At 63.1% G+C, this 24295-nt stretch carries 24 protein-coding genes; 11 read left to right on the plus strand and 13 right to left on the minus strand.

What is annotated here, in order from left to right:
- Entirely contained in the window at positions 1-483 is a 483-nt protein-coding gene (locus K3146_RS11405) for a GAF domain-containing protein (RefSeq protein WP_221546524.1), read from the minus strand.
- Positions 484-559: 76 nt separating this feature from the next.
- Between K3146_RS11405 and K3146_RS11410 the strand changes: the two genes are divergently transcribed.
- Positions 560-2011, plus strand: coding sequence for a PQQ-dependent sugar dehydrogenase (locus tag K3146_RS11410; RefSeq protein WP_221546401.1), 1452 nt, complete (start codon positions 560-562; stop codon positions 2009-2011).
- On the opposite strand, the gene K3146_RS11415 is transcribed toward K3146_RS11410, so the two are convergent.
- Positions 2008-3747: an acyl-CoA dehydrogenase family protein gene (locus tag K3146_RS11415; protein ID WP_221546402.1), complete on the minus strand. Its 1740-nt coding sequence runs from the start codon at positions 3745-3747 to the stop codon at positions 2008-2010. The genes K3146_RS11410 and K3146_RS11415 overlap by 4 nt on opposite strands.
- 47 nt (positions 3748-3794) lie before the next feature.
- On the opposite strand from K3146_RS11415, the gene K3146_RS11420 reads away from it, so the two are divergent.
- Positions 3795-4721: an L-threonylcarbamoyladenylate synthase gene (locus tag K3146_RS11420; protein ID WP_221546403.1), complete on the plus strand. Its 927-nt coding sequence runs from the start codon at positions 3795-3797 to the stop codon at positions 4719-4721.
- Here K3146_RS11420 and K3146_RS11425 read toward each other — a convergent pair.
- The 6 genes from K3146_RS11425 to K3146_RS11450 form a co-directional block, all read right to left on the minus strand.
- Complete coding sequence (locus tag K3146_RS11425; protein WP_221546404.1) at positions 4718-5047, minus strand: hypothetical protein; 330 nt, start codon at positions 5045-5047, stop codon at positions 4718-4720. The genes K3146_RS11420 and K3146_RS11425 overlap by 4 nt on opposite strands.
- A 52-nt stretch (positions 5048-5099) precedes the next feature.
- Complete coding sequence (locus K3146_RS11430; protein ID WP_221546405.1) at positions 5100-5861, minus strand: head GIN domain-containing protein; 762 nt, start codon at positions 5859-5861, stop codon at positions 5100-5102.
- A gap of 148 nt (positions 5862-6009) precedes the next feature.
- Entirely contained in the window at positions 6010-6546 is a 537-nt protein-coding gene (locus tag K3146_RS11435; RefSeq protein ID WP_221546406.1) for a CarD family transcriptional regulator, read from the minus strand.
- A 271-nt stretch (positions 6547-6817) separates the two neighbouring features.
- Positions 6818-7156 carry a ferredoxin FdxA gene (gene fdxA, locus K3146_RS11440; protein ID WP_221546407.1) on the minus strand — a complete coding sequence of 113 codons (339 nt, stop codon included), beginning with the start codon at positions 7154-7156 and terminating at the stop codon, positions 6818-6820.
- A 49-nt stretch (positions 7157-7205) separates the two neighbouring features.
- A complete protein-coding gene (locus tag K3146_RS11445) occupies positions 7206-7463 on the minus strand; it encodes an RNA-binding S4 domain-containing protein (protein ID WP_221546408.1) in 258 nt (85 codons plus the stop codon).
- A 2-nt stretch (positions 7464-7465) separates the two neighbouring features.
- Positions 7466-9979 carry a helicase-related protein gene (locus tag K3146_RS11450; RefSeq protein WP_221546409.1) on the minus strand — a complete coding sequence of 838 codons (2514 nt, stop codon included), beginning with the start codon at positions 9977-9979 and terminating at the stop codon, positions 7466-7468.
- 197 nt (positions 9980-10176) lie between these two features.
- Between K3146_RS11450 and K3146_RS11455 the strand changes: the two genes are divergently transcribed.
- Genes K3146_RS11455 through K3146_RS11475 form a run of 5 tightly spaced genes read left to right on the plus strand, consistent with a single transcriptional unit; the run spans position 10177 to position 14495 of the window.
- Positions 10177-11778 carry a M23 family metallopeptidase gene (locus K3146_RS11455; protein WP_247711203.1) on the plus strand — a complete coding sequence of 534 codons (1602 nt, stop codon included), beginning with the start codon at positions 10177-10179 and terminating at the stop codon, positions 11776-11778.
- 47 nt (positions 11779-11825) lie between these two features.
- Positions 11826-12824: a porphobilinogen synthase gene (hemB, locus tag K3146_RS11460; RefSeq protein ID WP_221546410.1), complete on the plus strand. Its 999-nt coding sequence runs from the start codon at positions 11826-11828 to the stop codon at positions 12822-12824.
- A gap of 3 nt (positions 12825-12827) precedes the next feature.
- On the plus strand, positions 12828-13382 hold the full coding sequence (locus tag K3146_RS11465) for a GNAT family N-acetyltransferase (protein ID WP_221546411.1): 555 nt from the start codon (positions 12828-12830) through the stop codon (positions 13380-13382).
- A complete protein-coding gene (locus K3146_RS11470) occupies positions 13375-13932 on the plus strand; it encodes a GNAT family N-acetyltransferase (RefSeq protein WP_221546412.1) in 558 nt (185 codons plus the stop codon). Before K3146_RS11465 ends, K3146_RS11470 begins: the two co-directional genes overlap by 8 nt.
- Entirely contained in the window at positions 13914-14495 is a 582-nt protein-coding gene (locus K3146_RS11475; RefSeq protein ID WP_221546413.1) for a gamma carbonic anhydrase family protein, read from the plus strand. Before K3146_RS11470 ends, K3146_RS11475 begins: the two co-directional genes overlap by 19 nt.
- A 6-nt stretch (positions 14496-14501) precedes the next feature.
- Here K3146_RS11475 and K3146_RS11480 read toward each other — a convergent pair whose 3' ends face one another.
- From K3146_RS11480 to K3146_RS11500, 5 genes are all read right to left on the minus strand, one after another.
- Complete coding sequence (locus K3146_RS11480) at positions 14502-15017, minus strand: DUF1993 domain-containing protein (RefSeq protein ID WP_221546414.1); 516 nt, start codon at positions 15015-15017, stop codon at positions 14502-14504.
- Positions 15018-15061: 44 nt separating this feature from the next.
- Positions 15062-16666, minus strand: a complete 1605-nt coding sequence (locus tag K3146_RS11485; RefSeq protein WP_221546415.1) for a cisplatin damage response ATP-dependent DNA ligase — start codon at positions 16664-16666, stop codon at positions 15062-15064.
- A 3-nt stretch (positions 16667-16669) separates the two neighbouring features.
- Complete coding sequence (locus K3146_RS11490) at positions 16670-17674, minus strand: ligase-associated DNA damage response exonuclease (protein ID WP_221546416.1); 1005 nt, start codon at positions 17672-17674, stop codon at positions 16670-16672.
- A 71-nt stretch (positions 17675-17745) separates the two neighbouring features.
- Entirely contained in the window at positions 17746-20139 is a 2394-nt protein-coding gene (gene clpA, locus K3146_RS11495) for an ATP-dependent Clp protease ATP-binding subunit ClpA (RefSeq protein ID WP_221546417.1), read from the minus strand.
- 130 nt (positions 20140-20269) lie between these two features.
- Positions 20270-20470, minus strand: a complete 201-nt coding sequence (locus K3146_RS11500) for a DUF1192 domain-containing protein (RefSeq protein ID WP_221546418.1) — start codon at positions 20468-20470, stop codon at positions 20270-20272.
- A gap of 140 nt (positions 20471-20610) precedes the next feature.
- On the opposite strand from K3146_RS11500, the gene K3146_RS11505 reads away from it, so the two are divergent.
- From K3146_RS11505 to K3146_RS11520, 4 genes are all read left to right on the plus strand, one after another.
- Positions 20611-21588: an NAD(P)H-quinone oxidoreductase gene (locus K3146_RS11505; protein ID WP_221546526.1), complete on the plus strand. Its 978-nt coding sequence runs from the start codon at positions 20611-20613 to the stop codon at positions 21586-21588.
- Positions 21581-22207, plus strand: a complete 627-nt coding sequence (locus K3146_RS11510) for a glutathione S-transferase family protein (RefSeq protein WP_221546419.1) — start codon at positions 21581-21583, stop codon at positions 22205-22207. The genes K3146_RS11505 and K3146_RS11510 overlap by 8 nt, the downstream gene beginning before the upstream one ends.
- Positions 22208-22306: 99 nt before the next feature.
- Complete coding sequence (locus tag K3146_RS11515) at positions 22307-23194, plus strand: UDP-2,3-diacylglucosamine diphosphatase (RefSeq protein WP_221546420.1); 888 nt, start codon at positions 22307-22309, stop codon at positions 23192-23194.
- A gap of 17 nt (positions 23195-23211) precedes the next feature.
- On the plus strand, positions 23212-24267 hold the full coding sequence (locus tag K3146_RS11520; protein ID WP_221546527.1) for a glycosyltransferase family 4 protein: 1056 nt from the start codon (positions 23212-23214) through the stop codon (positions 24265-24267).
- Positions 24268-24295: the final 28 nt, after the last annotated feature.

Genomic DNA, 24295 nt, shown 5'->3' on the forward strand with positions numbered 1-24295 from the left:
TTAGATACGCTCGGAGATAAGCTCCGCAAGCCGTTCTATTCCGGCGCGATCTTCCTCGTCGAAGCGCGCCTTGGAGGGGCTGTCGAGATCGATGACCGCCACGACCTCGCCATTGCGAATGACCGGGACGACCAGTTCGGAGTTGGTCACTGCATCGCAGGCGATGTGGCCGGGGAATGCATGGACGTCGGCGACCAGCTGCGTCGTCGCTTCGGCTGCCGCCACACCGCAAACGCCTTTGCCGAGCGGGATGCGGATACAGGCAGGTCGTCCGACGAAGGGGCCGAGCACAAGCTCCCCATCGACCATGCGGTAGAATCCCGCCCAATTCATGTCGGGGAGGAACTCCCACAGCAGGGCGGCGATGTTTGCCATATTCGCGACGCCGTCAGCCTCACCGGCGGTGAGAGCCTCGGCCGCTTCAAGCAGCTGCCGATAGGCTTCTGGCTTCGGGCAATCGGCTGCGGGTCGAAAATCATACATGGCAAGCGATCTAGTCTGCCGCCGCCCAAGTGCAAGAGCGTTGCAGCCCGGAAGGCGCTGGCCTATCGCTGTCGTCATGAGCATTCTCAAGAAGCTGGGCATCGCCCTTCTCGTCGTGATCGCCCTGCTTGCGATTGCCTTCTTCGTCGTCAGCCGCGGGGATACCGCGACGTTGGGGGTGGACGAGGTATCGGGCACCGATCCGACCCTCGAAGACCCCGATGCGGAGACCTTCCCGACCGTGGCCATTGCCGATCCGGTCGGCTGGGCAGACGACGAAGCACCGATCGCGGCCGAAGGTCTTGAGGTAAATCGATTTGCGACCGGCCTCGATCACCCGCGGACGCTCTATGCGCTTCCGAATGGTGACATCCTTGTTTCGCTCACCCGCTCTCCGAACCAAGAGGGTGGCGGCATCATGGGCTGGATCGCCAACAAGCTCATGACCAAGGCAGGGGCAAACGGCCCATCTCCCAACCAGATCGTGCTTCTTCGCGATGAGGACGGTGATGGCGCTGCAGAAACGCGCAAAGTGCTTGTCGACGGCCTCGATTCACCCTCGGGCATCGCCTGGGGTAACGACACACTTTATATCGCGAATCACGACGAAGTGCTTGCTTTCCCATATCAATTGGGCGGCGAGTTGATCACGGGAGAACCCAGCAAGGTCACCGACCTCGCAGGTGGTGGCGGCCACTGGATGCGCAATCTTGAGCTTCATCCCGATGGCAACCGCCTCTATGTCGCCGTCGGTTCCGATACCAACATCGGCGACAAGGGGATGGAAGCGGAAGAGGGTCGGGCGCTCATCTGGGAAATCGACCTTTCCTCCGGCTCGCGACGCCAGTTCGCCGGGGGGCTGCGCAATGCGAACGGCCTCGACATCAATCCCTGGTCGGGCGAGCTCTGGACCACCGTCAACGAGCGCGACATGCTCGGCAGCGACCTCGTCCCGGACTACATGACCAATGTCCCGGTGGGCGCGCATTACGGCTGGCCCTGGGTCTATTGGGGCGACAATTACGACCGCCGTGTCAAGGCTCCGGTTCCGGATTACATCAGCTACGTCCGGCGTCCGGAGTATGCACTTGGCCCGCATGTCGCGGCACTGGGCCTCGTTTTCAGCAGGGAAGGTGCGGTCATGGGTGAGGAATTCTCCAGCGGCGCCTTCATTGCCCGGCATGGGTCGTGGAACCGCAAGCCGCCTTCGGGATACGACGTGGTCTATGTCGCCTTCGACGAGCGCGGCAATCCCCAAGGCAAGCCGATACCGGTGCTTACCGGCTTCCTGAAGGATGATGGAGACACGCGCGGTCGTCCGACCTGGGTCGAATGGGCAGCCGACGGCTCGCTGCTGGTAAGCGACGATACCGCCGGGATCATCTGGCGCGTCAAGGGCACCGATGCCTCGCCGCAGGGTGCAATCGAGCGGATTGCCGGAAGGCGCCTACCGCCGCAGCGCGAATTGCGCGGCCAGAATGCGACCTTTGGCGAGGACGATTACGCCCGCGAGGTAACCGCCAACTAGCCGGCCAGGGCTTCGGAAGAGATGTCGTAGAGCGGCTGTGCTCCGGCAATTGCAGCCGCTTTCAGGCCGGCGGCTTCGGGCACGATGCGATCGAGGAAGAAGCGAGCGCTCGCTGCCTTGGCTGCTGCCAACGCTGGAGACGCCCCCGCCTCGACAGCGCGGAGCTGGCGCAAAAGCTGCCACCCCGCCGTTGCCACGGCCAGCATGGTGCAGAAGGGCACGCTTCCCGCAAGGCGATCATCGAGGCTTGCTTCTTCGCGCATCCATTCCGCTACCGCCGCGCAGTCGCCAGCGAGGTCAGCCAGCGCGGATTCTCCGACGGAGTCCTTTGCGATATCACGGATCAGTCCGACCAGCGCCTCGCCCCCGTCGAGGCCGAGCTTGCGGGTCACGAGGTCGGCGGCTTGGATGCCGTTGGTTCCCTCGTAGATTGGTGCGATGCGTGAATCGCGCCAGTGCTGCGCTGCGCCGGTTTCCTCGATAAAGCCCATGCCGCCATGGACTTGAACGCCAAGGCTGGCCACCTCGATGCCGATATCGGTCCCCCAGGCTTTGATGAGCGGGGTAAGCACCTCGCCGCGCGCTGCTGCTGCTGCATCTCCCAGGACGCCGCGATCGACCTGCCCTGCAGTATAGTAGAGAAGGGCGCGCGCGCCTTCGGTCAGCGCCTTCATGCGCAGCAACATGCGCCGCACGTCAGGATGCTCGATGATCGCCACAGGAGACTTGTCTGGTGAACCTGCGCGGGCGGATTGAACGCGCTCCTTTGCATAGCCGATCGCCTGCTGTGTCGCGCGTTCGCCAATCTGTACGCCCTGGTTGCCGACGTTGATCCGCGCGTTGTTCATCATCGTGAACATGGCCGCGAGGCCGCGGTTCTCCGCGCCGACCAGCTCGCCAATGCACTCGTCATTGTCGCCGTAGCTCATGACGCAAGTCGGCGAGGCGTTGATGCCGAGCTTGTGCTCTAGGCTGACGCAGCGCAGGTCGTTTCGCGATCCTAGCGAACCATCGGGCTTCACATGGTATTTCGGCACGGTGAAGAGCGAGATGCCGCGGCTGCCCTCGGGCGCATCCGGCAGGCGGGCGAGGACCAAGTGGATGATATTCTCCGCCAGCTCATGTTCGCCCCAGGTGATGTAGATCTTCTGGCCATTGATCAGGAACTTGCCTGTGTGTTCGCCCTCGGCAATCGGCTTCGCAGTCGTGCGCAGCGCACCGACGTCGGACCCAGCCTGCGGCTCGGTCAGGTTCATCGTGCCCGACCACCTGCCGCTGACGAGGTCCGGCAAGTACTTTTGCTGCAATTCCTCCGACCCGTGGTGCTCCAGCGCTTCGATCGCGCCAACGCTCAGCATGGGCAGAAGGTTGAAGGCCATGTTCGCCGTGCCGAGATTCTCCAGCACGTTGCAGGCGAGGATGAAGGGCAGGCCTTGGCCGCCGAATTCCTCAGGCGAGGCGATCGCGTTCCAACCCTGCTCGACATACTCAGCATAGGCCTCGGCATATCCATCAGGCAGGCGGACGACGCCATTTTCCAGCCTGGCACCTTCGAGGTCACCCACGCGGTTGAGCGGTGCAAATTCCCCCGCGGCAAACTGGCCAACACCCGCGACGATCGCTTCGACCATGTCGGCTTCGGCAGCGGCGAATTTTTCCGACTGCGCAAGCTCCTCGATCCCGGCATTTACCCGGATGGCGAGCAACTGGTCCTGCGTGGCGGGGGTATAGGTCACGTCTAATCCTCTTGGCTTTGCACAGGACGCAGATATAGCGCGCGGGCATGAGCGGCAAATACGCTACGGAAACGCTCCAGGCGAACGAAGGTGGCATTGCGCGCGCCGCAGAATTGCTGCGCGATGGCGGGCTGGTCGCCGTTCCGACCGAGACCGTTTACGGCCTCGCGGCGCGTGCCGACAGCGATGCGGCGGTGGCGCGCATCTATGAGGCGAAGGGTCGGCCGAGCTTCAACCCCCTGATCGTCCATGTGGCCTCTGTCGAAGAGGCAAGAAGGATTGCCGAGTTCTCGCCCGAGGCGGAAGCATTGGCGGCAGCACACTGGCCGGGGCCGCTCACCCTGGTCCTGCCGCGCCGCCGCGACGCCAGCCTCGCTTCGGCCGTCACCGCGGGGCTCGAAACCGTTGCGCTTCGTATGCCCAACCACCCGATAATGCAGGAAATCCTTGCTAAATCGGGCGTTCCCCTCGCAGCACCGTCAGCCAATCGCAGCGGGTTTATCAGCCCCACGAGCGCCGCCCATGTGCTGGCCTCGCTCGAGGGGCGGATCGACGCCGTAATTGATGGAGGCAACTGCGATGCAGGCCTCGAATCCACCATCGTTGCTGTACGCGCCACTGGCGAGGTCGAACAATTGCGACCTGGCCCCATCGCCATCGCATCGCGTGCTGCCAATCGCGGGATCGAAGCACCCGGACAGCTCGCCAGCCACTATGCGCCGGGCAAGCCCGTCCGCCTCGAAGTCATCAAGGCGGTAGAAGACGAGTTCTACATCGGATTCGGAGAGGTCTCAGGCGATTGCTCGCTGTCGTCAACGGGCGATCTGGGGGAGGCGGCCTCGCGGCTCTACGCTTGCCTGCACCTCGCTGCCGCATCGGACAGGCCTCGCGTCGCCGTGGCGCCGATTCCCGACGAAGGCATCGGGAAGGCTATCAATGACCGCCTGCGCAGGGCGGCCACGCCGCCCGATTAGTCCTTGTCTGGCTCGACCGGTATGGTCGGAAGTATCTGCTGTATCTCGGCATAGGTCTGCGTGGCCTCGTCGCACGCGCGCCGATCACCCTCGTTGCATTCGTCGAGCTGCTTCTCATACTCGCGCTCGAGCTTGCCGAGACGCTCTTCGCGCTTGCGCAGTTCCCTGCCGCGCTTCTCGTCGGCTTCGGACTGGCTGGTGGTGGCAAGATCGACGCCCTTCGCGGCTACCTTAACCGGTGCCGTCACGACATCGGCGACGGTATTGAGGCATCCTCCCAGCAACAGGGCGCTGGCGGGGGCAAAAAAGAGGGCCAGGCGGCGCATCGAAATTCCTTCCGATGCGTGCCTAGCCCCGATGGAGTGAGCATTGGATTAATCAGCTGGCCGTTTCGGCTTCCTTTTCGGTCACGTTCTTGCAGCGCAGCTCGCCGGATCCGATCGCGCTCACGGTGCAGGTCGCACTTCCGATGACGGTCACATCGCCCGACCCGACGAAATTCGCTTCGACATTGCCATCAGACGCGAATTCTGCGTCACCCGACCCGACGACCGTTACTTCGGCCGTGTCGACCTTGAGGTCAGCCATCTTGGCCGATCCCGCGCCTGCCACCGTCAATTCCATGTCGGTAGCAGTACCTGCCGCCTCGAAATCGCCCGAACCGGCGATGGTAACCTCCAGCGAGTCGGTTGCCATCTCCTCGACCTTCACCGTTCCCGAACCGGCAATCGTGATCTCGGCCTTGCCATTCATCTGGTCGGCTTCGATCGTACCTGAGCCAGCCATCACCATTGCCGTGAGGCTGGGGATAGTCACGCGAACCGTCGCAATACCGATGTTGCTCCTGCTTTCGCTGTCGCGCGAGATGGCCAGTGTCTCATTGTCGCGGTGAAAGCGCAGGGCATCCACCGCACGCTCGTCACCAGATACGTCGATATCGAAGGTGTCTCCGCGATTCACCACGACGATATCGGGGCCTGCGAGGACGATCTCGGTCGGCGCATCGCCACCCCGGTCGAGTTCGGCGAGGGGAACGCCCTTCCCATCGCCGATCTGCACATCGACATTGCAGCCCGTCAGCAGGGCGCCAGCGGCGAGCGCGGCAACCGGGGCCAGCCCTTTCAAAAGCTTGTGGATCATGTCTGAGGTTCCTTCTCCGTATCGTCGCCTGGCGTCCGTATGGACCGTATTGGCGATATAATACAGCGAAGGACCAAGTTCAACCCATAGAAAAAGGCCGCCCCTTGCGGAGCGGCCCCTTCGTCGACCGGATCGAACTACCTGTCGATCAGGCGTCTTCTTCCTCGTTGTTGTAGTACTGCGGAGCGTGCTCGCGCAGCACGTCGAGGATCTTCTCGAGCGCGGTCGGCTCGTCGGTCTTTTCCATCGCCGCGAGTTCGCGGGCGAGGCGACTGGAAGCCGCTTCGAAAATCTGACGCTCCGAATAGCTCTGCTCAGGCTGGTCGTCCGGGCGGAACAGGTCGCGCGTCACTTCGGCGATCAGGACGATCTCGCCCGAATTGATCTTGGCCTCGTATTCTTGGGCGCGGCGCGACCACATGGTACGCTTGACCTTGGGCTTGCCCTTCAGCGTTTCCATCGCTTCCTTGAGCTTCTTGTCGCTCGAAAGCTTGCGCATGCCGATGGATTCAACCTTGTTGACCGGAACGCGCAGCGTCATGCGCTCTTTTTCAAACCGGAGAACATAGAGATCGAGCTGCATTCCGGCGATTTCCTCGCTCTGGAGCTCGATCACACGGCCAACGCCGTGCTTGGGGTAAACAACGTAATCGCCAACGTCGAAGGCGTCTGCCTTGCTCGCCATGCATCAATCCTTTCGTCAGGGCCGCGCGGGGGATGCAACGTCGCAGAAATCCCTATCCGCGAGCCGGGATGCGACACGCGGTGGTTTTTCAAACGGGCGTTGCGGGTGGTGCGGACCTTTCAATTCTCACATCTGCCCGGCCACAACCGGTGCAGTTGTTGCATTATATAGCACACATGGCGGAATATTGCGAGTCTCTGACGCTTTCGAGCGCCAGTCAGCGTTACCGAATGCTGAAAGTCACGATCGAACAGCGCCTCTGGCGCAGTGCCTAGTCTCCTTCGCCGGGCTCGGCCGAGAAGTATTTCTCGAACTTGCCCACTTCGCCCTTGTGCTCGTCTGCGTCGGCGGGCGGCTGCTTCTGGCTCGTGATGTTGGGCCATTCGGCGCTGAACTTGGTATTCAGTTCGAGCCATTTCTCAAGGTTGTCTTCGGTATCCGGCAGGATCGCTTCCGCCGGGCATTCGGGTTCGCACACACCGCAATCGATGCATTCGCTCGGGTTGATGACGAGCATGTTCTCGCCTTCATAGAAGCAATCGACCGGGCAGACCTCGACGCAGTCGGTGTATTTGCATTTGATGCAGGCGTCGGTGACGACATAGGTCATTGGGCGTGTTTCCCCTGAGTGATACGTGGTTCTGCGCTGCTATGGCCAATCATGCGCCGGGGTCAAGTTCCCGATAACATTCTTGCGCCTCGCGTGGTGGTCCGCGCCGCTCAGGCAAGGCGAGGACCTCGACGAGGTGAACCGATTTGCCGAGCGGCAAGGTCAGGACGTCGCCCGCCGAAATGTCGCGGCTGGCGCGCAGCACGCGTTCGCCATTGAGGCGGATGTGCCCCTCATCGACAAGCTTGCGTGCCGCGCTCCGCGTGCGCACGAAGCGCAAGAAGCAGAGCAGGCGATCGATCCGCAAGCTCAGCCCTGCTTCATCAGGTCGGCGAGCCCGGCAAAGGCACTGCCTTCGCGCGGGGCCTGCTCGCGGGCCGGTTTCTGGCGCTGCTGCTTGCGACGCGAGGGACGCCATTCCCAGCTATCGGGACGGGGCGGGCCGAATGCACCTTCTGCGAGGGGTCGTGCGCGCTGGACGCGGAAACCCGCCTGCCCAAGCAGGCGCTCGGCATTCTTCTCTTCCAGCCCGATGGATATCGGTAGCGCGAGATCGAGGCGGAATCTGCGCTGCTTGTCCGCCTTGGTGCGGGCCTCATGCGCAGCGCGGAAGATCTTCTCCGCCAGGTCGAGGCGGATGGCCTGCGAGCCGGCATGGCGATAGCCGGCGGGCAGTTTCTTCGCGTCGGGAATGACGGGTAGCATGGCCTCCTGCAATGGTCGGCGGTCGACCCCCAGCTCGCTCAGCAACTGCCGCGGGGCAGGCTTGAGCAACATCGGCGCGAAGATGTCGAGCGCACCAAAGGTGACGCCAATTTTGCGCAGGAAAGGCCGCATATCCTTGGGCAGGTGCTCGATCCCCGCCTTCTCGCGAGTCACGAAGCCATGGCCTGCGATGAGATTGAGCAGCAGGGCCCGCACCTGGCTGCCCGCATCGGGATTGGCGGAGGCTATATGCATCTTACGCAGCGGCTCGAGCGGCTCGAGCCGTTTGTCGAGCCAAGAATCGAGTGAATCAAGCAAGGATTTCCGAGCGTTGTCGGGCAAGGCTGCAACTTCACGCGAAGCCTCCAGCGCCGGCTTGACCTCGCCGTCACGGGGGGTGAGCTTGGCGAGCAGCTGTCCCTTCCAGCGAATGGCACCGCGCGACAGCTCGACGCCAGCCAAATCCGAAGCGGCCAGCGTTTCCGCTTTCTCGCCCAATATGCGCGGCAGCGCCTTCTCGGCTGCAGCCAGCAGCATCTTGCGGTCCGCGTGGTTGGCTGCAGGGTCGACTTCGAAGCGGAACCCCTCGACCTTGCCCAGCGCCTCGTCCTCGACCAGCAGCGTGCCGTCTTCCGACAGGGTGATCGGGAGCATGGAGGCGTCCTGTCCCAGCGATTTCATCAAGATAGCAGTCCTTCGGTTCACAAATCTTTCTGTCAGCCGCGCGTGGAGCGCGTCCGACAGCTTGGCTTCCACACCGCGGGCGCGTGACGCCATTTCGTCGCGGGCAAGCACCCAGTCGGGCCGCTGGCAAATGTAGGACCAGCTGCGGATAGCGGCAATCCGTCCCTGAAGCGTATCGATGTCCCCGCTGGTATTGTCGAGTTCGGAAATGCGGGCGGCGACATAATCCGCGCCGAGATAGCCTCCGCGCAGATCCTGCCACAGCCGTGCAACGAAGCGGGCGTGGACATCCGGACCACGCGCGCGGAAATCGGGCAGCGAGCACGCCTCCCAGAAGCGGCGGACCATTCCGGGTCCACGCACATCTTGCGCAAGTGGCTCTTCGGACAGGCGCTTGAGGGTCGCCAGGTCGATGGCTTCGTGAGCAAGACGTAGCGCCTCGTGCTCTGGCGGGCGCTCGAGATCGGCGATGAGGGTAGCGAGATTGTCGAAACGCGGCTCCGGCTCGCGCCAGAACAGCTTGGTGATCGGCGCGAAGCGATGTTCCTCGATCGCGTAGATCTCTTCGTCGGTGAACTCCGGCGAAGGGCCCATCTTGCCACCCGCACCGGCAAGCGTGCCGAAAGTACCATCGCGTTGATGACGGCCAGCCCGTCCTGCAATCTGGGCCATCTCAGCTGGTTGCAGGCGCCTCATGCGAACGCCGTCGAACTTCGTCAGCCCGGCGAAAGCCACGTGATTGACATCCAGATTGAGCCCCATGCCGATGGCATCGGTGGCGACGATGTAGTCAACCTCACCATTCTGGAACAATTCGACCTGCCGGTTTCGCGTTTCCGGTGATAGCGCGCCCATGACCACGGCGGCGCCTCCGCGAAAGCGGCGCAGCATCTCGGCAACCGCGTAAACCTGCTCCGCGCTGAAGGCGACAATGGCGCTGCGCGGCGGCAGGCGTGACAATTTGCGGGGGCCGATATGAGTGAGTGTGGAGAAGCGCGGGCGTTCGGTGATCTCTGCGCCGGGTAGCAGTGCCTTGACCATCGGGGCGAGGGTCGCGGCCCCCAGGAGCATGGTCTCCTCACGTCCGCGCGCGTTGAGCAACCGGTCGGTAAAGATGTGGCCCCGCTCGCGATCGGATGCGAGCTGAGCCTCGTCGAGCGCGACAAAGGCGCGTTCGTTCGCACTGCGCGGCATGGCCTCGACCGTGCAGCAAAGGAAGCGCGCGCCTTCCGGCTCGATGCGCTCTTCTCCGGTAATCAGCGCTACCGATTTCTCGCCCTTGATGGCGACCACCCGATCATAGACTTCGCGCGCGAGCAGGCGCAGCGGGAAACCCATCGCTCCGCTCGAATGCGCGCACATGCGCTCGATCGCGAGATGGGTCTTGCCGGTGTTGGTGGGCCCGAGGACCGCCAGGAGCGAGGCGTCGTTCACGCGGGCCTAGGTGGCAGCGCGGACCTCCGTGTGCAACCGTTCGGCGCGCCTTCCACTCACCTCGTCGCAGGTGAGACTCGGATCGTCGCTGGTTAAGGTCATCTTTACTTTGATTTCCCATAAATTCCGCGCATTGGTCGAACTGACAGCGGAGGCGGTGCGCAGAAGGCGCCGATCCCGCCAATGGAGGGTAGATCTTGGGCCAGCCCCCTGATCCGGAACAATTCGAATTCGCGATCTCGGTAAACCGCAACGCGGAAGCGTCGGTTGCTGCCGGGAAAGCCATACCCTCGGATGCCAGGCGGTCTCTTTCGCCGGACAATCTGCGCGAACGGCTCTTCTCCCGTATCGAGTCCCTCGATCTCGCTCCCGACCTCGGCGCCGATATCGGCTCGAAGCGCTGGTTCCGCGGTCTTGGGACTTTTGTCGGCCTGTCGGTTGTCGCGCTGGCGTTCTGGCCGGACTTTGCTCCGCTTGAGGCGGCTTCCCCGCTGCCGGACGATGCCGAGATCCGCGGCGAGTACCGCAGCAACATGATCATGCCGCTCGCGCTCGGAGCGGATACGGGCCGCAAGATGGGACCGACCTCGCTGGTCCAGCCCCTTGCCGAAGCTCCTGAGCGCCCGCAGATGCAGATGCTCGCGACGCTTGGCCGGGGAGACAGTCTGGAGCGCACCCTGCGCCGCGCCGGGGTCAACGCCGAGGAAGCCGGCCGCGTGACCGACCTGGTCGCGGGCGCTGTTCCGCTCGAGGATCTCGAACCGGGCACGCAGATCGATATCACGCTCGGTCGCCGCCCTGAAGCCGGGGCCGCGCGACCGCTCGAGAAACTGAGCTTTCGTGCGCGTTTCGACCTTGAGTTGAAAATCTCCCGGCTGGAAGAAACCGGCCCGCTCGACCTTACCCGGCGCGTTATCCGGGTGGATGACACCCCGCTGCGTATTCGCGGCAAGGTGGGTGACAGTCTCTACCGTTCCGCACGTGCCGCAGGTGCCCCGGCCAGCGCGGTCCAGGATTACATCAAGGCATTGAGCACGCAGCTCGACCTTCGCCGCGACGTCAGCGCGTCGGACACCTTCGACATCATCGTGTCGCACCGCCGAGCAGCAACCGGCGAGCGGCAGGCCGGAAAGCTCCTCTTTGCCGGGCTCGATCGCGGCTCGCGTGGCTCGCTCGACCTGATGCGCTGGGGCGAAAACGGCGACTTCTTCAACGCCAAGGGGGTTGGCGAGGAGAGAAATGGCCTGGTTGCACCGGTCCCGGGCCGGATGACCTCGCGGTACGGCATGCGCCGCCACCCCGTTCTCGGTTATCGCCGGATGCATGCGGGCGTCGACTTCCGCGCGAGCTATGGCACGCCGATCGTCGCGGTGACCGATGGCAAGATCATCGGTGCCGGCCGGATGGGGGGCTGCGGCAATGCCGTGAAGATCCGCCATTCGAATGGCTATGACACAAGGTATTGCCACATGAGCCGCATTGCCGTGAACCGCGGTGCGAATGTCCGGCGCGGCCAGGTCATCGGCTATGTCGGCTCGACCGGCCTGTCGACCGGGCCGCATCTTCACTACGAGATGTATCGCGGCGGCCGCCATGTGAATCCCACCACGGTGAACTTCGCCACGCGCAAGCAATTGTCGGGCGCGGATCTCGAACGCTTCCGCTCCGCCATGGGCACGCTGCGCCAGGTTGAGGAGGGCGCAGCGCTTGCCGACCTCACTCCGACCGCCACCGAAGTCGCGAGCGAGGAACCGGAACGCGAGATCGACAAGCTCGACAAGCCGCGCCGCGTAGGCTGACAACGCCCGATTGCTAAGCCCGCAGCTTTGCGGCAAGGCTCGCGCCCATGAGTGACGCATCCTATCCCGCCACCCGCCTGCGCCGTACACGGGCGCATGGCTGGAGCCGCGCGTTGCACAGGGAAACCGTGCTGACGCCTGCCGACCTGATCTGGCCGTTGTTCGTCACGAGCGGCACGGGTGTCGAGGAACCCGTGGCAAGCCTCCCCGGCGTATCGCGCTGGTCGGTCGACGGGATTGCCAAGCGCGCGAAGGAAGCGGTCGAGCTGGGCATCCCCTGCGTCGCGCTCTTCCCCAATACGCCAGCGGACAAGCGTAGCGAGAAGGGTGACGAGGCGCTCAACCCCGACAATCTGATGTGCCAGGCGATCAGGGCCGTACGCGATGCATGCGGCAATGACCTCGGCATCCTTACCGATGTCGCACTCGATCCCTATACCAGCCATGGGCAGGACGGTCTGGTGGACGACACGGGATATGTCCTCAATGACGACACGGTGGCGGTGTTGGTCGACCAGGCACTGAACCAGGCGCAGGCGGGCGCAGACATCATCGCGCCCTCGGACATGATGGACGGCCGCGTAAGATCGATCCGCATGGCCTTGGAAATGAACGATTTTCCCAATGCACAGATCATGGCCTATGCCGCCAAATATGCCTCCGCTTTCTACGGCCCCTTCCGTGACGCCGTGGGGTCGGGCGGGCTGCTGAAGGGTGACAAGAAGAGCTACCAGATGGACCCGGCCAATGGCGACGAGGCCCTGCGCGAGATCGCGATGGATATCGCCGAGGGTGCCGACAGCGTGATGGTAAAGCCGGGGCTCGCCTATCTCGACGTCATTTGGCGTGCAAAACAGCAGTTCGGCGTGCCTGTATTCGCCTACCAGGTTAGCGGCGAATATGCGCTGATCGAGGCCGGGGCCGCGGCCGGGGTGGCAGATCGAGAGGCGCTGCTGATGGAGAAGCTCGTTGCCTTCAAGCGCGCTGGCTGCTCGGGCATTCTCACCTATCACGCGCCCTTGGCGGCGCGGCTTCTAAGCAATTGACCGATGGCGGCTGACTTCCGCCACGAAACCGAACGCCTGGTCCTGCGTGACTGGCGAGAGGAAGACTGGGCGCTGTTCTGGGAGGGCACCAATACGCCTGCCGTCATGGAATGGCTTGGCGGCGTCTGCGATGAAGCCAAGCGCTTGGCGGCACAGGAAAGATTGCTGTCCTATCAACGCGATCATGGCCACACTTTCTGGGCAGTCGAGCGCAAGGAAGATGGAGCCATCCTTGGATTTTGCGGCCTCAAGCGCTGCAACCAGGCTGGTGGACCGGTCGGTGAAATGGAAGTCGGCTGGCGGCTGCGCGAAGATGCCTGGGGCAAGGGCTATGCGAAAGAGGCCGCAATGGCGTCGCTCGATCTCGCCTTCGACCGGTTCGGGGCGGAGCAGGTCATCGCGCTAACCGTGGAGCCCAATGCCGCGAGCTGGGGGCTGATGAAGCGGCTGGGAATGGAGCGGCGCGCCGATCTCGACATCGCCAGCAGCGATTTCGGAGCAGACCTGATCATCGTCTACTCGATTGCGCGCGAAGCGTGGAAGCAAATCCATGGCTGATATCATCGCAGAGACTGACCGGCTTATCCTGCGCACGATCGAGGAGGGCGATGCGGCCGAGCAGATGCGCGTGCTCAACACGCCGACAGTCATGGCGCGGCTTGGCGGGCCCAAGGAACTGCACGAGATCGAAGCGAAGCATGCGAAGGGCATGCAGCTCTACGCAAGACGCGGGTTCTGCTTCCTGTTCCTGGTCGACAAGCGAACGGGCGAGATGGTCGGCCATGCAGGCATCAAGGAGGTTGACCACGAAATGGCGCCCAACCAGGGCGATCACGAGGTTGGCTGGCTGATACGCGAAGACCGCTGGCGCCAAGGCCTGGCGGAAGAGGCGATGCGTGCCGTGCTCGACTGGGCATTCGGCCGCGTCGATGCCCCATACGTTGTGGCGCTCACCAGCGAGGCCAATATCGGCAGCCGGAAGCTCATGGAGAAGCTCGGCATGGTTCGGCGCCCGGACCTCGACTTCGTGGCGGAAGAGTTTCCTCCCGAGGATCGCGTAGTAATCCAGTATTCGCTCACGAAACAGCAATGGGAGAGCAGCAAGTGACCAGGCCCGGCGTCAACATTGTCCCGATCCACGGCAAGACGCCGCGAATCCATGAGAGTGCCTTCATCGCACCGGGCTGCACGATTATCGGTGACGTCACCATCGGGGCGGGAAGCTCGATCTGGTACAATTGCGTGCTGCGCGCCGACGTCAGCCGGATCGTGATCGGCGAGCGGACCAATGTCCAGGACGGCAGCGTGCTTCACTGCGATCCGGAACGCCCCGGCGATCCCGACGGCAGCCCGCTCATCATCGGCGATGACGTATTGATCGGCCATATGGCGATGGTCCACGGGTGCACCATCGAGGATCGCGGCTTCGTCGGCCTCGGCGCGATTGCCATGAACAAGGCGGTGATCGGCTCTGACGCCATGCTGGCAGCGGGCGCGATGCTGACCGAGGGCAAGGTGATGGGCGCGCGCGAGCTTTGGGGTGGTCGGCCGGCGCGCAAGATGCGCGATCTCGACGATGCAGCCGTGGCCGGCATGCGCATCGGAACGGCGCATTATGCCGAGAATGCCAAGCATCATGCGGAGGCGGTCGCCGCGGCGCTCGGCAGCTAGCTCAACCTAGCCGGTGGCTGGCTGGCGCAGGTAGCGGAACATGTAGCCGACGAAATCGGCCTTGCCGATATCGAGACCCTCGCTGCGCAGGATCGCGTAGGCCGTAGTCGCGTGGAAGTAGAACTGGGGCACGGCCCAGTCGCGAACGTACTCGCCCGCTGTCAGGTCGAAGGCCATGCCATTGGGTATGACGAGCTCGATTGCCTTATCCTCCGCAATGAATTCCTGCGCTGACCATTGCTCGATATCGGCCAGTCGCCCTTCGATCATGGCGCGGGCATCGGCGATGGTGGCAGGATCCTCCTCCACCGAGGTGAAGTTGAGACCGATCAGGCGGGCCATGGCCTCACCCGGCATATTGCACAGAAAGCGGACCTGCGTGGAAAGCGGGAGCATATCGTCTGCCAGCTTCGCACCAAGCAGCGCATCGCCTTTTTCGTGGGCCGCCGCCTTCGACAGCAATCCGTCCAGCGTGCGCAGCATGTTGCGGTGTGCGTTTACGATCAGGTCCTTGTGAGTCATCAATCTCTCCTTGTGCGAGAGACGTAGCGGGCGATGGAGTGCCGTCAATCCGCAATTAGCGCGCGCAGCGACTCGATCCGGTCTGCTTCATGCGGCGGCTTGTCCCAGCGGATACGATGGATACGCGGGAAGCGCATAGCGAGGCCGGACTTGTGCCGCTTGCTTTCATGCACACTGTCGAAGGCAACCTCGAAAACTAGTGTCTTCTCGGTTTCGCGCACGGGACCGAAGCGGTTGATGGTGTTCTGGCGCACGTGCCGGTCGATCTTCTTCAGTTCCTCGTCGGTAAAGCCCGAATAGGCCTTGCCGACCGGCAGCAGGTCCGCGCCTTTGTCCGGATCGCCGTCCCAGCAGCCGAAAGTGTAATCGGAAAAGAAGCTAGAGCGCTTGCCGCTTCCGCGTTGGGCATACATCAGCACGCAGTCGACCAGCAGCGGATCGCGCTTCCACTTGTACCAATATCCCACGCGCCGCCCGGCGATATAGGGGCTATCCTTGCGCTTGAGCATCAGCCCTTCGATAGCGTCCTCGCGACTCCCCTCGCGAATTTCGGCAAGGTGTTCGAAATCAGCGGCTTCGACGATGGAGCTGATATCGAAGTGAGAAGCCGGGAGGCGGGGCGCCAGCGCTTCAAGTCGCCCGCGTCGCTCCGTCCAGGGCAATTCACGCAAGTCTTCGCCTTCTAGCAGCAGGGCATCGTACAGCCGGACGAATGCCGGATATTCGGCAAGCATCTTTTTGGAGACGGTCTTGCGACCGAGCCGCTGCTGGAGTGCGTTGAAACTCGCCGCACCGCCCGCCTCGCCGCCCTGCGTACTGCCGCGCACGAGCAATTCGCCATCGAGCACTGCATTCATGGGCAAGACCTCAAGCAACTCGGGAAATGTCGCCGAGATATCGTCGCCCGAGCGCGAAAAGAGGCGTGTCTCGGCGTTCTGTCCTTGGCCGGCCCGCACTAACTGCACGCGGATGCCGTCCCATTTCCACTCGGCGGCGTAGTCTTTGAGGTCGACCACTGTCTCTTCGAGCGGGTGAGCGAGCATGAAGGGACGGAATGTCGGCAGGTTGTCGATATCGGGTGGGTCGGCCCCTTCGGCGGCCCAGGCGAACAGTTCGGCATAGGGCGGTGCGAGGCCGTGCCAATATTCCTCCACCTGATCGACCCGAACATCGAATGCCTGAGCAAATGCGGTCTTGGCGAGGCGAGAGGAGACACCGATCCGCATGCCCCCGGTGGCGAGCTTCAACAAGGCGTAGCGCCCCGAAGAATCGAGCCTGTCCAGGAGCTTCGGGAGCTCTTCCAGCACAGTCTTCCGGTTCATGGCGGACAGCAATTCCACCGTCTCGCTGACCGATGGTGGAGCAGGCGGCGTATCCGGTGTGGGCCACAACAGGCTTGCCGTCTCGGCTGTATCGCCCACGAAATCGCGGCTGAGCGTCCATAGCACCGGATCCACCCGGTCCTTCAGCAGAATGCGGATGGTTGAGCTTTTCACCGCCGGGAAATCGAGCCCGTCCGACAGGGCCGCCAGTGCCCACCCACGGTCGGGATCGGGCGTCGCGCGGAGATACTCCGCGATCAGCCGCAGCTTCTCGTTGCGGCTGCGCGTATAGACCAGCGCGTCGATCAGGGCGGCGAATTCCTCCACGCCTCAATCGTCCTCGTCATCATAGCCGACGAGGGCGAGCGCACGCGCACGCCGCTGGTGGAGCTGGCACCAGCGCAGCAGCGCATCCTCGCGGCCGTGGGTAATCCAGTTCTCATGCGCGTCGACCTCCCGGATCGTACGCGTCAGTTCGCCCCAGTCGGCATGGTCGGAGATCACCAGTGGTAGTTCGACATTGCGCTGGCGTGCGCGCTGACGGATGCGCATCCAACCGCTGGCCATGGCAGTGATCGGATCGGGCAGGCGGCGGCTCCACCGGTCATTGAGCGCGGAGGGCGGGCAGACCACGATGTGGCCGCGCATATCGTCTTTCGAATGGTCTGCCACGAGCCGCAATTCGCCGAGGTCCACACCATGCTCCTCGTAGAGGCGGCACATCTTCTCCATGGCGCCGTGGAGGTAGATCGGCTGGTGGTGCCCCGCGCGGCGCAACTCGGCGATCACCCGTTGCGCCTTGCCCAGTGCATAAGCACCGACCAGCACGCATCGATCGGGGTGGGCTGCGAGGCGGTCCAGCAGTTTGGCCATCTCCTCCTCGATCGGTGGATGGCAGAATACGGGGAGCCCAAAGGTCGCCTCGGTGATGAAGATATCACAAGGGACCACCTCGAAAGGCGGGCAGGTCGGGTCCTCGCGGCGTTTGTAATCGCCGGTGACGACCACGCGCTCGCCCGCGTGTTCGAGCAGGATCTGCGCGCTGCCGAGCACGTGGCCGGCAGGCACATAGGTCGCATCGACACCGCCCTTCAGTCGGATCGTTTCGCCATATTCGACAGGGACCGCGCCCTCGCGCGTGTTGTAGCGAAGATCCATGATCGCAAGCGTCTCGGGCGTGGCGATAGTCTCTCCATGCCCGCCGCGCGCGTGGTCGGCATGACCATGCGTCACCAGAGCCTTATCGACAGGGCGCGAGGGGTCGATCCAGCAATCGGCGGGCTCGACATAGATTCCGTGCGGTTCGGGCTTGATCCAGGAAAAGGGCGCGGCCATCGCCGATTCAAGCAAGAGGGGCGCGAACCGTTCCCGGACCGCGCCCCATCATGCACTTGTGAAAGAAGGTCTTAGCCTTCGTCCTTGCCACCCTTCGTTTCGCTGGCGCCGGCATCCGGCTTCTTCTTTGGGGAGGCCTTCTTCTTGGCGGCCGGCTTCTTCTTCGGTGCGGGCTTGGCCTTGGGTGGGGCTGGGGTGAGTTCAAAGGAGGGCTTGCCATCCTTCATCGTCACCGAGACCTCGCCGCCGTCGGCCAGCTTGCCGAACAGCAGTTCCTCGGCCAGCGGTTGCTTGATCTTCTCCTGGATCAGGCGGCCCATCGGACGGGCACCATAGAGCTTGTCATAGCCCTTGTCGGCGAGCCAGGCGCGGCTTTCCTTGTCGAACTGGATGTCGACATTCTGTTCGGCCAGCTGCAGCTCGAGCTGGAGGATGAACTTGTCGACCACGCGGGCAACGGTGCTCTTGCCGAGATAGGCGAAGGGCACGATCGCATCGAGACGGTTGCGGAATTCCGGCGTGAACATGCGTTTCACGGCCTCTTCGCTCGCATCTTCCTTCGAAACGTCGCCGAAACCGATGCCCTGCTTGGCCATATCGGATGCGCCCGCATTGGTGGTCATGATGAGCACCACATTGCGGAAGTCGACGGTCTTGCCGTGATGGTCGGTCAGGCGGCCGTTATCCATCACCTGCAGCAGGATGTTGAACAGGTCGGGGTGCGCCTTCTCGATCTCGTCGAGCAGGAGGACGCAGTGCGGGTTCTGATCAACCGCATCGGTTAAAAGCCCGCCTTGGTCGTAACCAACATAGCCCGGAGGTGCACCGATCAAGCGGGAGACGCTGTGGCGTTCCATGTACTCGGACATGTCGAAACGTTTGAGTTCGATCCCCATGATCGAGGCCAGCTGGCGCGCGACTTCGGTCTTGCCGACGCCGGTGGGGCCCGAGAAGAGGAACGAGCCGATAGGCTTGTCCGGATCGCGCAGGCCCGCGCGGCTGAGCTTCATCGCGGTCGAAAGCTTCTCCACGGCAGCGTCCTGGCCGAACACGACATGCTTGAGATCGCGTTCGAGGTTCTCGAGCGCCTTCTTGTCGTCCGAACTGACAGATTTGGGCGGGATGCGCGCCATGGTCGCAATCACGGCTTCGATCTCACGCGCCGTGATCTTTTTCTTGCGGCGGCTGGGCGGAACCAGCATCTGCATCGCGCCAACCTCGTCGATCACGTCGATCGCCTTGTCGGGCAGCTTGCGGTCGTTGATGTAACGCGCCGATAGCTCCACCGCGGTCTTGATCGCGTCGGGCGTGTACTTGACCTTGTGATGTTCCTCGAAAGCGCTGCGCAGCCCCTTGAGGATGGCAATCGTGTCCTCGACCGTCGGTTCGTTGACGTCAATCTTCTGGAACCGGCGCAGCAGCGCGCGGTCCTTCTCGAAGTGGTTGCGGAACTCCTTGTAAGTCGTTGATCCGATGCAACGAATCGTGCCACTCGACAGGGCCGGCTTCAGCAGGTTCGAGGCATCCATCGCCCCGCCGCTGGTTGCACCGGCTCCGATCACCGTGTGGATCTCGTCGATAAAGAGGATCGCCTCGGGCATGCCTTCGAGCTCGTTCACGACCTGCTTCAGCCGCTCCTCGAAATCGCCGCGATAGCGCGTGCCGGCCAGCAATGCGCCCATGTCGAGCGAGTAGATGACCGCTTCCTCGAGGACCTCGGGCACATCGCCTTCGACGATCTTGCGCGCAAGACCCTCGGCAATCGCCGTCTTGCCCACGCCCGGGTCGCCCACATAGAGCGGGTTGTTCTTCGACCGGCGGCAAAGGATCTGCACCGTGCGATCAACTTCGGGACCGCGGCCGATCAGCGGGTCGATCCTGCCGTCCTCGGCCTTCTGGTTGAGGTTGACCGTGAACTGGTCGAGCGCGGTTTCCTTCTTGTCGCCCGCCTTGCCTTCGGCGCCCGGCTCACCGCTCGACTGTGCTTCCTCGGCGCCTTGAGGGGTCTTGCCTTCGACCTGCTTTCCGCCCTTGCCGATACCGTGGCTGATGAAGCTCACCGCATCGAGGCGGCTCATGTCCTGCTGCTGGAGGAAATAGACCGCGTAGCTGTCGCGTTCGGAGAACAGGGCCACCAGCACATTGGCGCCGGTAACCGTGTCCTTGCCCGAAGATTGCACATGCAGGATCGCGCGCTGGATCACCCGCTGGAACCCGGCGGTCGGCTGCGGATCGGCGCCCTCGTCGTTCTTGAGCGACTGGTATTCCTGTTCGAGGTACTGCTTTACCACCGCGGCGAGCTCGTCGGTATCGACGCCGCAAGCGGACATCACCTGCGCCGCATCCTCGTCGCCGATCAGCGCGAGCAGGAGATGCTCGAGCGTGGCGTATTCGTGACGCCGCTCGCCCGCATCGGTGAGCGCGGCATGGAGTGTCTTTTCAAGGTTGGCGGCAAAACTGGGCATCAGGTCTCTGCTTTCCGAAGGACTCGCAAACGGGCGAGGTAAACACAGGCTACTCCAAGAAGGTTAGCCAAAGCTGTATGTTCCGAAGATATGGGGTGCGGCCGGCGTGTTGTAAGCCCCCGCATGCCGCTCAGTCCTTTCGCCCGAACAGGGCTTCGGCGGCGTCGCGGTGAGCGGCGGCCTTGAGGCGGTGCGATTCCACGCGCGCAATCTCCCTTTCGAGAAGGGCGATCCTTTCCTGCAGCTCTTCCTGGGAATAGGGGCCGAGATCTTCGGCAGCGAGCTTGCTCGCGGCATCGCCTTTCGGGCGCGGACGATCCTCGTCTTCCATGATGCTGGCACAATCCGCCTGCCGCCGGTTGCTGTCAACACGGCTGCGCGGTAATGCACCGTTTCATCGGCGAATTCGCATCAGGCACGCATTCCAGGGGGCATCTTTTGGCGACCGGCTTACCCGAAACCATGACCGCGATGGGTTACGACAATCCCGGCGGGCCCGATGTCTTTCGCCCCGAGACGCTGCCTCTTCCCGAAACCGGCAAGAACCAGGTCCTGATCGCAGTCAGCCATGCGGGGGTGAACCGCCCCGACGTCATCCAGCGCCAGGGCTTCTATCCGCCGCCTCCGGGTGCCTCGCCGATCCCCGGGCTCGAGGTGTCGGGCAAGATCGTGGCTGTGGGCGAGGGGGTGGCTCCAGAGATGCTCAATCGCCGCGTCTGCGCGCTGGTGAGCGGCGGCGGCTATTCCGAGTATTGCCTCGCCCACGCGGCACACTGCCTGAAAGTGCCCGAACACATGGATATGGCCGAGGCCGCGGCGATCCCGGAGACCCTGTTTACAGTGTGGCACAATGTCTTCGAGCGCGGCTGGGCACGCGAAGGGGAGACGCTGCTGGTGCATGGCGGCACCTCGGGCATCGGCACCATGGCGACCCAGCTCGCCAAGGCTTTCGAAATGAAAGTCGTTACGACCGCCGGCTCAGAGGAAAAATGCCATGCTGCCAGCGAGTTGGGTGCCGATCTTGCGGTCAATTACAAGGAAACGGATTTCGTCACAGCAGTGAACGATTTCACCGGAGGGAAGGGGGCTGACGTCATTCTCGACATGGTGTCGGGCGACTATGTCCAGCGCAACCTCGATTGCCTTGCCGTGGATGGAAGACACGTGACGATCGCCGTGCTTGGCGGTCTGCAGGCGCAGATCAACATGGCCAAGCTCATGAGCAAGCGGCAGACCATGACCGGCTCGACGCTGCGCCCGCGCTCGGACGAGTTCAAGGCGGCGCTGGCGGACGAAATCTACAGTCACGCATGGCCGCTGTTCGAGGACCGCACCATAGCGCCGGTCATGGACAAGATTTTCCCGCTGGCAGACGTGTCTGCCGCCCACGCGCGGATGGAGGCAGGAGACCACATCGGCAAGATCGTGCTAGAGGTCGCACATGGCTGACTTTGTTCTTCATGAAGATCCACGAAGCGGCAATTGCTACAAGATAAAGCTCACGGCGGCGCTGCTCGGCCTGCCACTTTCAACGCGCCAGTACGACATCATGACGGGCGAGACCCGGACGCCCGAGTTTCTCGCCAAGGTGAATTCCAACGGCCGCATCCCGGTGCTCGAAATCCGGGACGGCGAAGCGACCCGCTTCCTGCCCGAAAGCAACGCTGCCTGCTGGTATCTTGCGAGCGGCAGCGCCCTCATTCCGCAGGATCGCTTCGACCAGGCCGACATGCTGCGCTGGATGTTCTTCGAACAGTATAATCACGAGCCCAATGTCGCGACCTTGCGTTTCTGGCTGCATTTCGTGGGTGAGGCTCAACTCTCGGAGCAGCAAAAGGCGCAGGTCATGGCCAAGCGGATTGCCGGTTGTGATGCGCTGTCCCTCATGGATGGTCACCTGGCGAAGCACGAATGGTTCGTCGGAGATAGCGTGACGCTCGCCGATATCGCACTCTACGCCTATACCCATGTAGCTGAAGAGGGCGGGTTTGGCCTGGGCGACTATCCGGCCATCGGAAGCTGGCTCAAGCGGATGGAATCCTTGCCCAATTACGTGGCGATGGATTGACGCCAAACGGTAGCAAAGACGCTGATCCGTAACCCAATCGAGATTCGGCGGTAACAATCGCGTGGCATGGCGGCCCCGACACAGCTTCGGGGATCGCCGATGACTCAGCTACCCAAAGACCTTTCGGATTTCACCAAAGTGGCGGGCTTTCCGCCAATACAGCCGTCCGTCCCAGAGCGCACGCTTGGTGAGCGGCGCCAGTTCCGCACCATCTGGATCAGCGACATCCATCTCGGCACAAAGGGTTGCAATGCCGAGCTGCTTATCGATTTCCTCGACCATACCGACAGCGAGACCATGTACCTCGTCGGCGATATCATCGATGGCTGGCGGCTGAAGAAAAAGTTCTACTGGCCCCCGGAACACAACGACATCGTCTGGCGTGTCCTGAAACGCGCCCGGCGCGGCACGCGGATCGTCTACATACCCGGCAATCACGACGAAATGGTCCGCCCCTTCAGCGGCATAAACTTCGGCGGGGTCGAGATCCAGCGCGCGGCTTTCCACGAAACGGCCGACGGGCGTCGATTGATGGTTCTCCATGGCGATGAATTCGACACCATCATGCTCGCCCACCGCTGGCTCGCCTTCGTCGGAGACGCACTCTATCACCTCATGATGAAGCTCAACGGCTGGGTTGCCAGCGTCCGCAAGTTGCTCGGCCTGCCCTATTGGTCGATTTCGAAGGCCGCCAAGCACAAGGTCAAGAACGCAGTCGAGTTCATCTCGAAATACGAGGAAGTTGTCGCGCGCGCGGCGGGCGAGCGCGGGGTCGACGGCGTGGTCTGCGGCCATATCCACACCGCCGAGATCCGCGAGTTCGCCCACGAAGGGCGCAAGGTAGAATACTTCAACGACGGCGACTGGGTGGAGGGATGCAACGCTCTGGTCGAGCATTTCGATGGCACGATGGAGCTGCTCCACTGGCCCGACGAGATCGCGCGTCGCGACGTCACGGTGGCCAGCCAAGAAATGGAAGCTGCGTGAAGTTGCCCGAAGACGGCATGCCCGCGCCGCATATCCGGACCGAAACCTTGCAGCGCATCGCGATCGTCACCGACGCCTGGCTGCCGCAGATGAATGGCGTGGTCCGTACCCTGACCACGACCTGCGATATCCTGCGCAAGCAAGGCCACGAGCTGCTGGTCATCTCGCCCGACCAGTTCGCCTCGGTCCCCTGTCCGACCTATCCTGAAATCCGGCTTGCGATCGGAAGGCCCGGCGCGGTTTCGCGCAAACTTCGCGCCTTCGCGCCCGATGCGATCCATATCGCGACCGAGGGGCCGCTCGGCATGGCGGCGCGGCGATTTTGTGCACGGACCGATACGCGTTTCACCACCGCCTATCACACGCAGTTCCCTGAATACATCGCTCGGCGTACGCACCTGCCGGCGCGGTGGTTCTGGCGCTATATCGAATGGTTCCACGCGCCCGCGCGCCGCGTGCTCGTGGCAACCGAGAGCATTCGCAAGGAACTGCGCGAACATGGCCTCGGCAAGCTCCATCACTGGACACGCGGCGTCGACCTCGCCTGCTTCGATCCGCTCGCGCAGCGTCCCGCCGAATATGCGTCCCTGCCGCGCCCGATCCAGCTTTACGTCGGGCGTGTCGCGGTAGAGAAGAACATCGAAGCTTTCCTCGAGGCGAAGCACCCTGGCAGTAAGGTGGTGGTAGGCGACGGCCCGTCGCTCGAAAAACTCAGGCAGAAATACCCCGAAACGCATTTCCTTGGCCGCAAGAGCGGGCGCGAACTGGCAGGCTGCTATGCCGGGGCGGATGTATTCGTGTTTCCCAGTCGAACAGACACCTTCGGCCTCGTGATGATAGAGGCGCTGGCATGCGGCACGCCTGTCGCCGCCTTCCCGGTTGCAGGACCGAGAGACATCGTGACCGACGATGTCGGCGCACTGTCCGAAGACCTCGACCGGGCCATCGATGCGGCGTTGTATTGTGATCGGCGCGCCTGCGCTGAATATGGTGCAGGATTCAGCTGGGAGGCGGCGACCGAACAATTCCTGGCTGGGCTGGCCGCGCTCGATGGAGAGCTCCTCCCGGCCTGATCTTTCGGTTCTTGCCGAATCCGGCACT

The sequence above is a fragment of the Qipengyuania vesicularis genome (assembly GCF_019711415.1).
In the GTDB taxonomy this organism is placed as follows: domain Bacteria; phylum Pseudomonadota; class Alphaproteobacteria; order Sphingomonadales; family Sphingomonadaceae; genus Qipengyuania; species Qipengyuania vesicularis.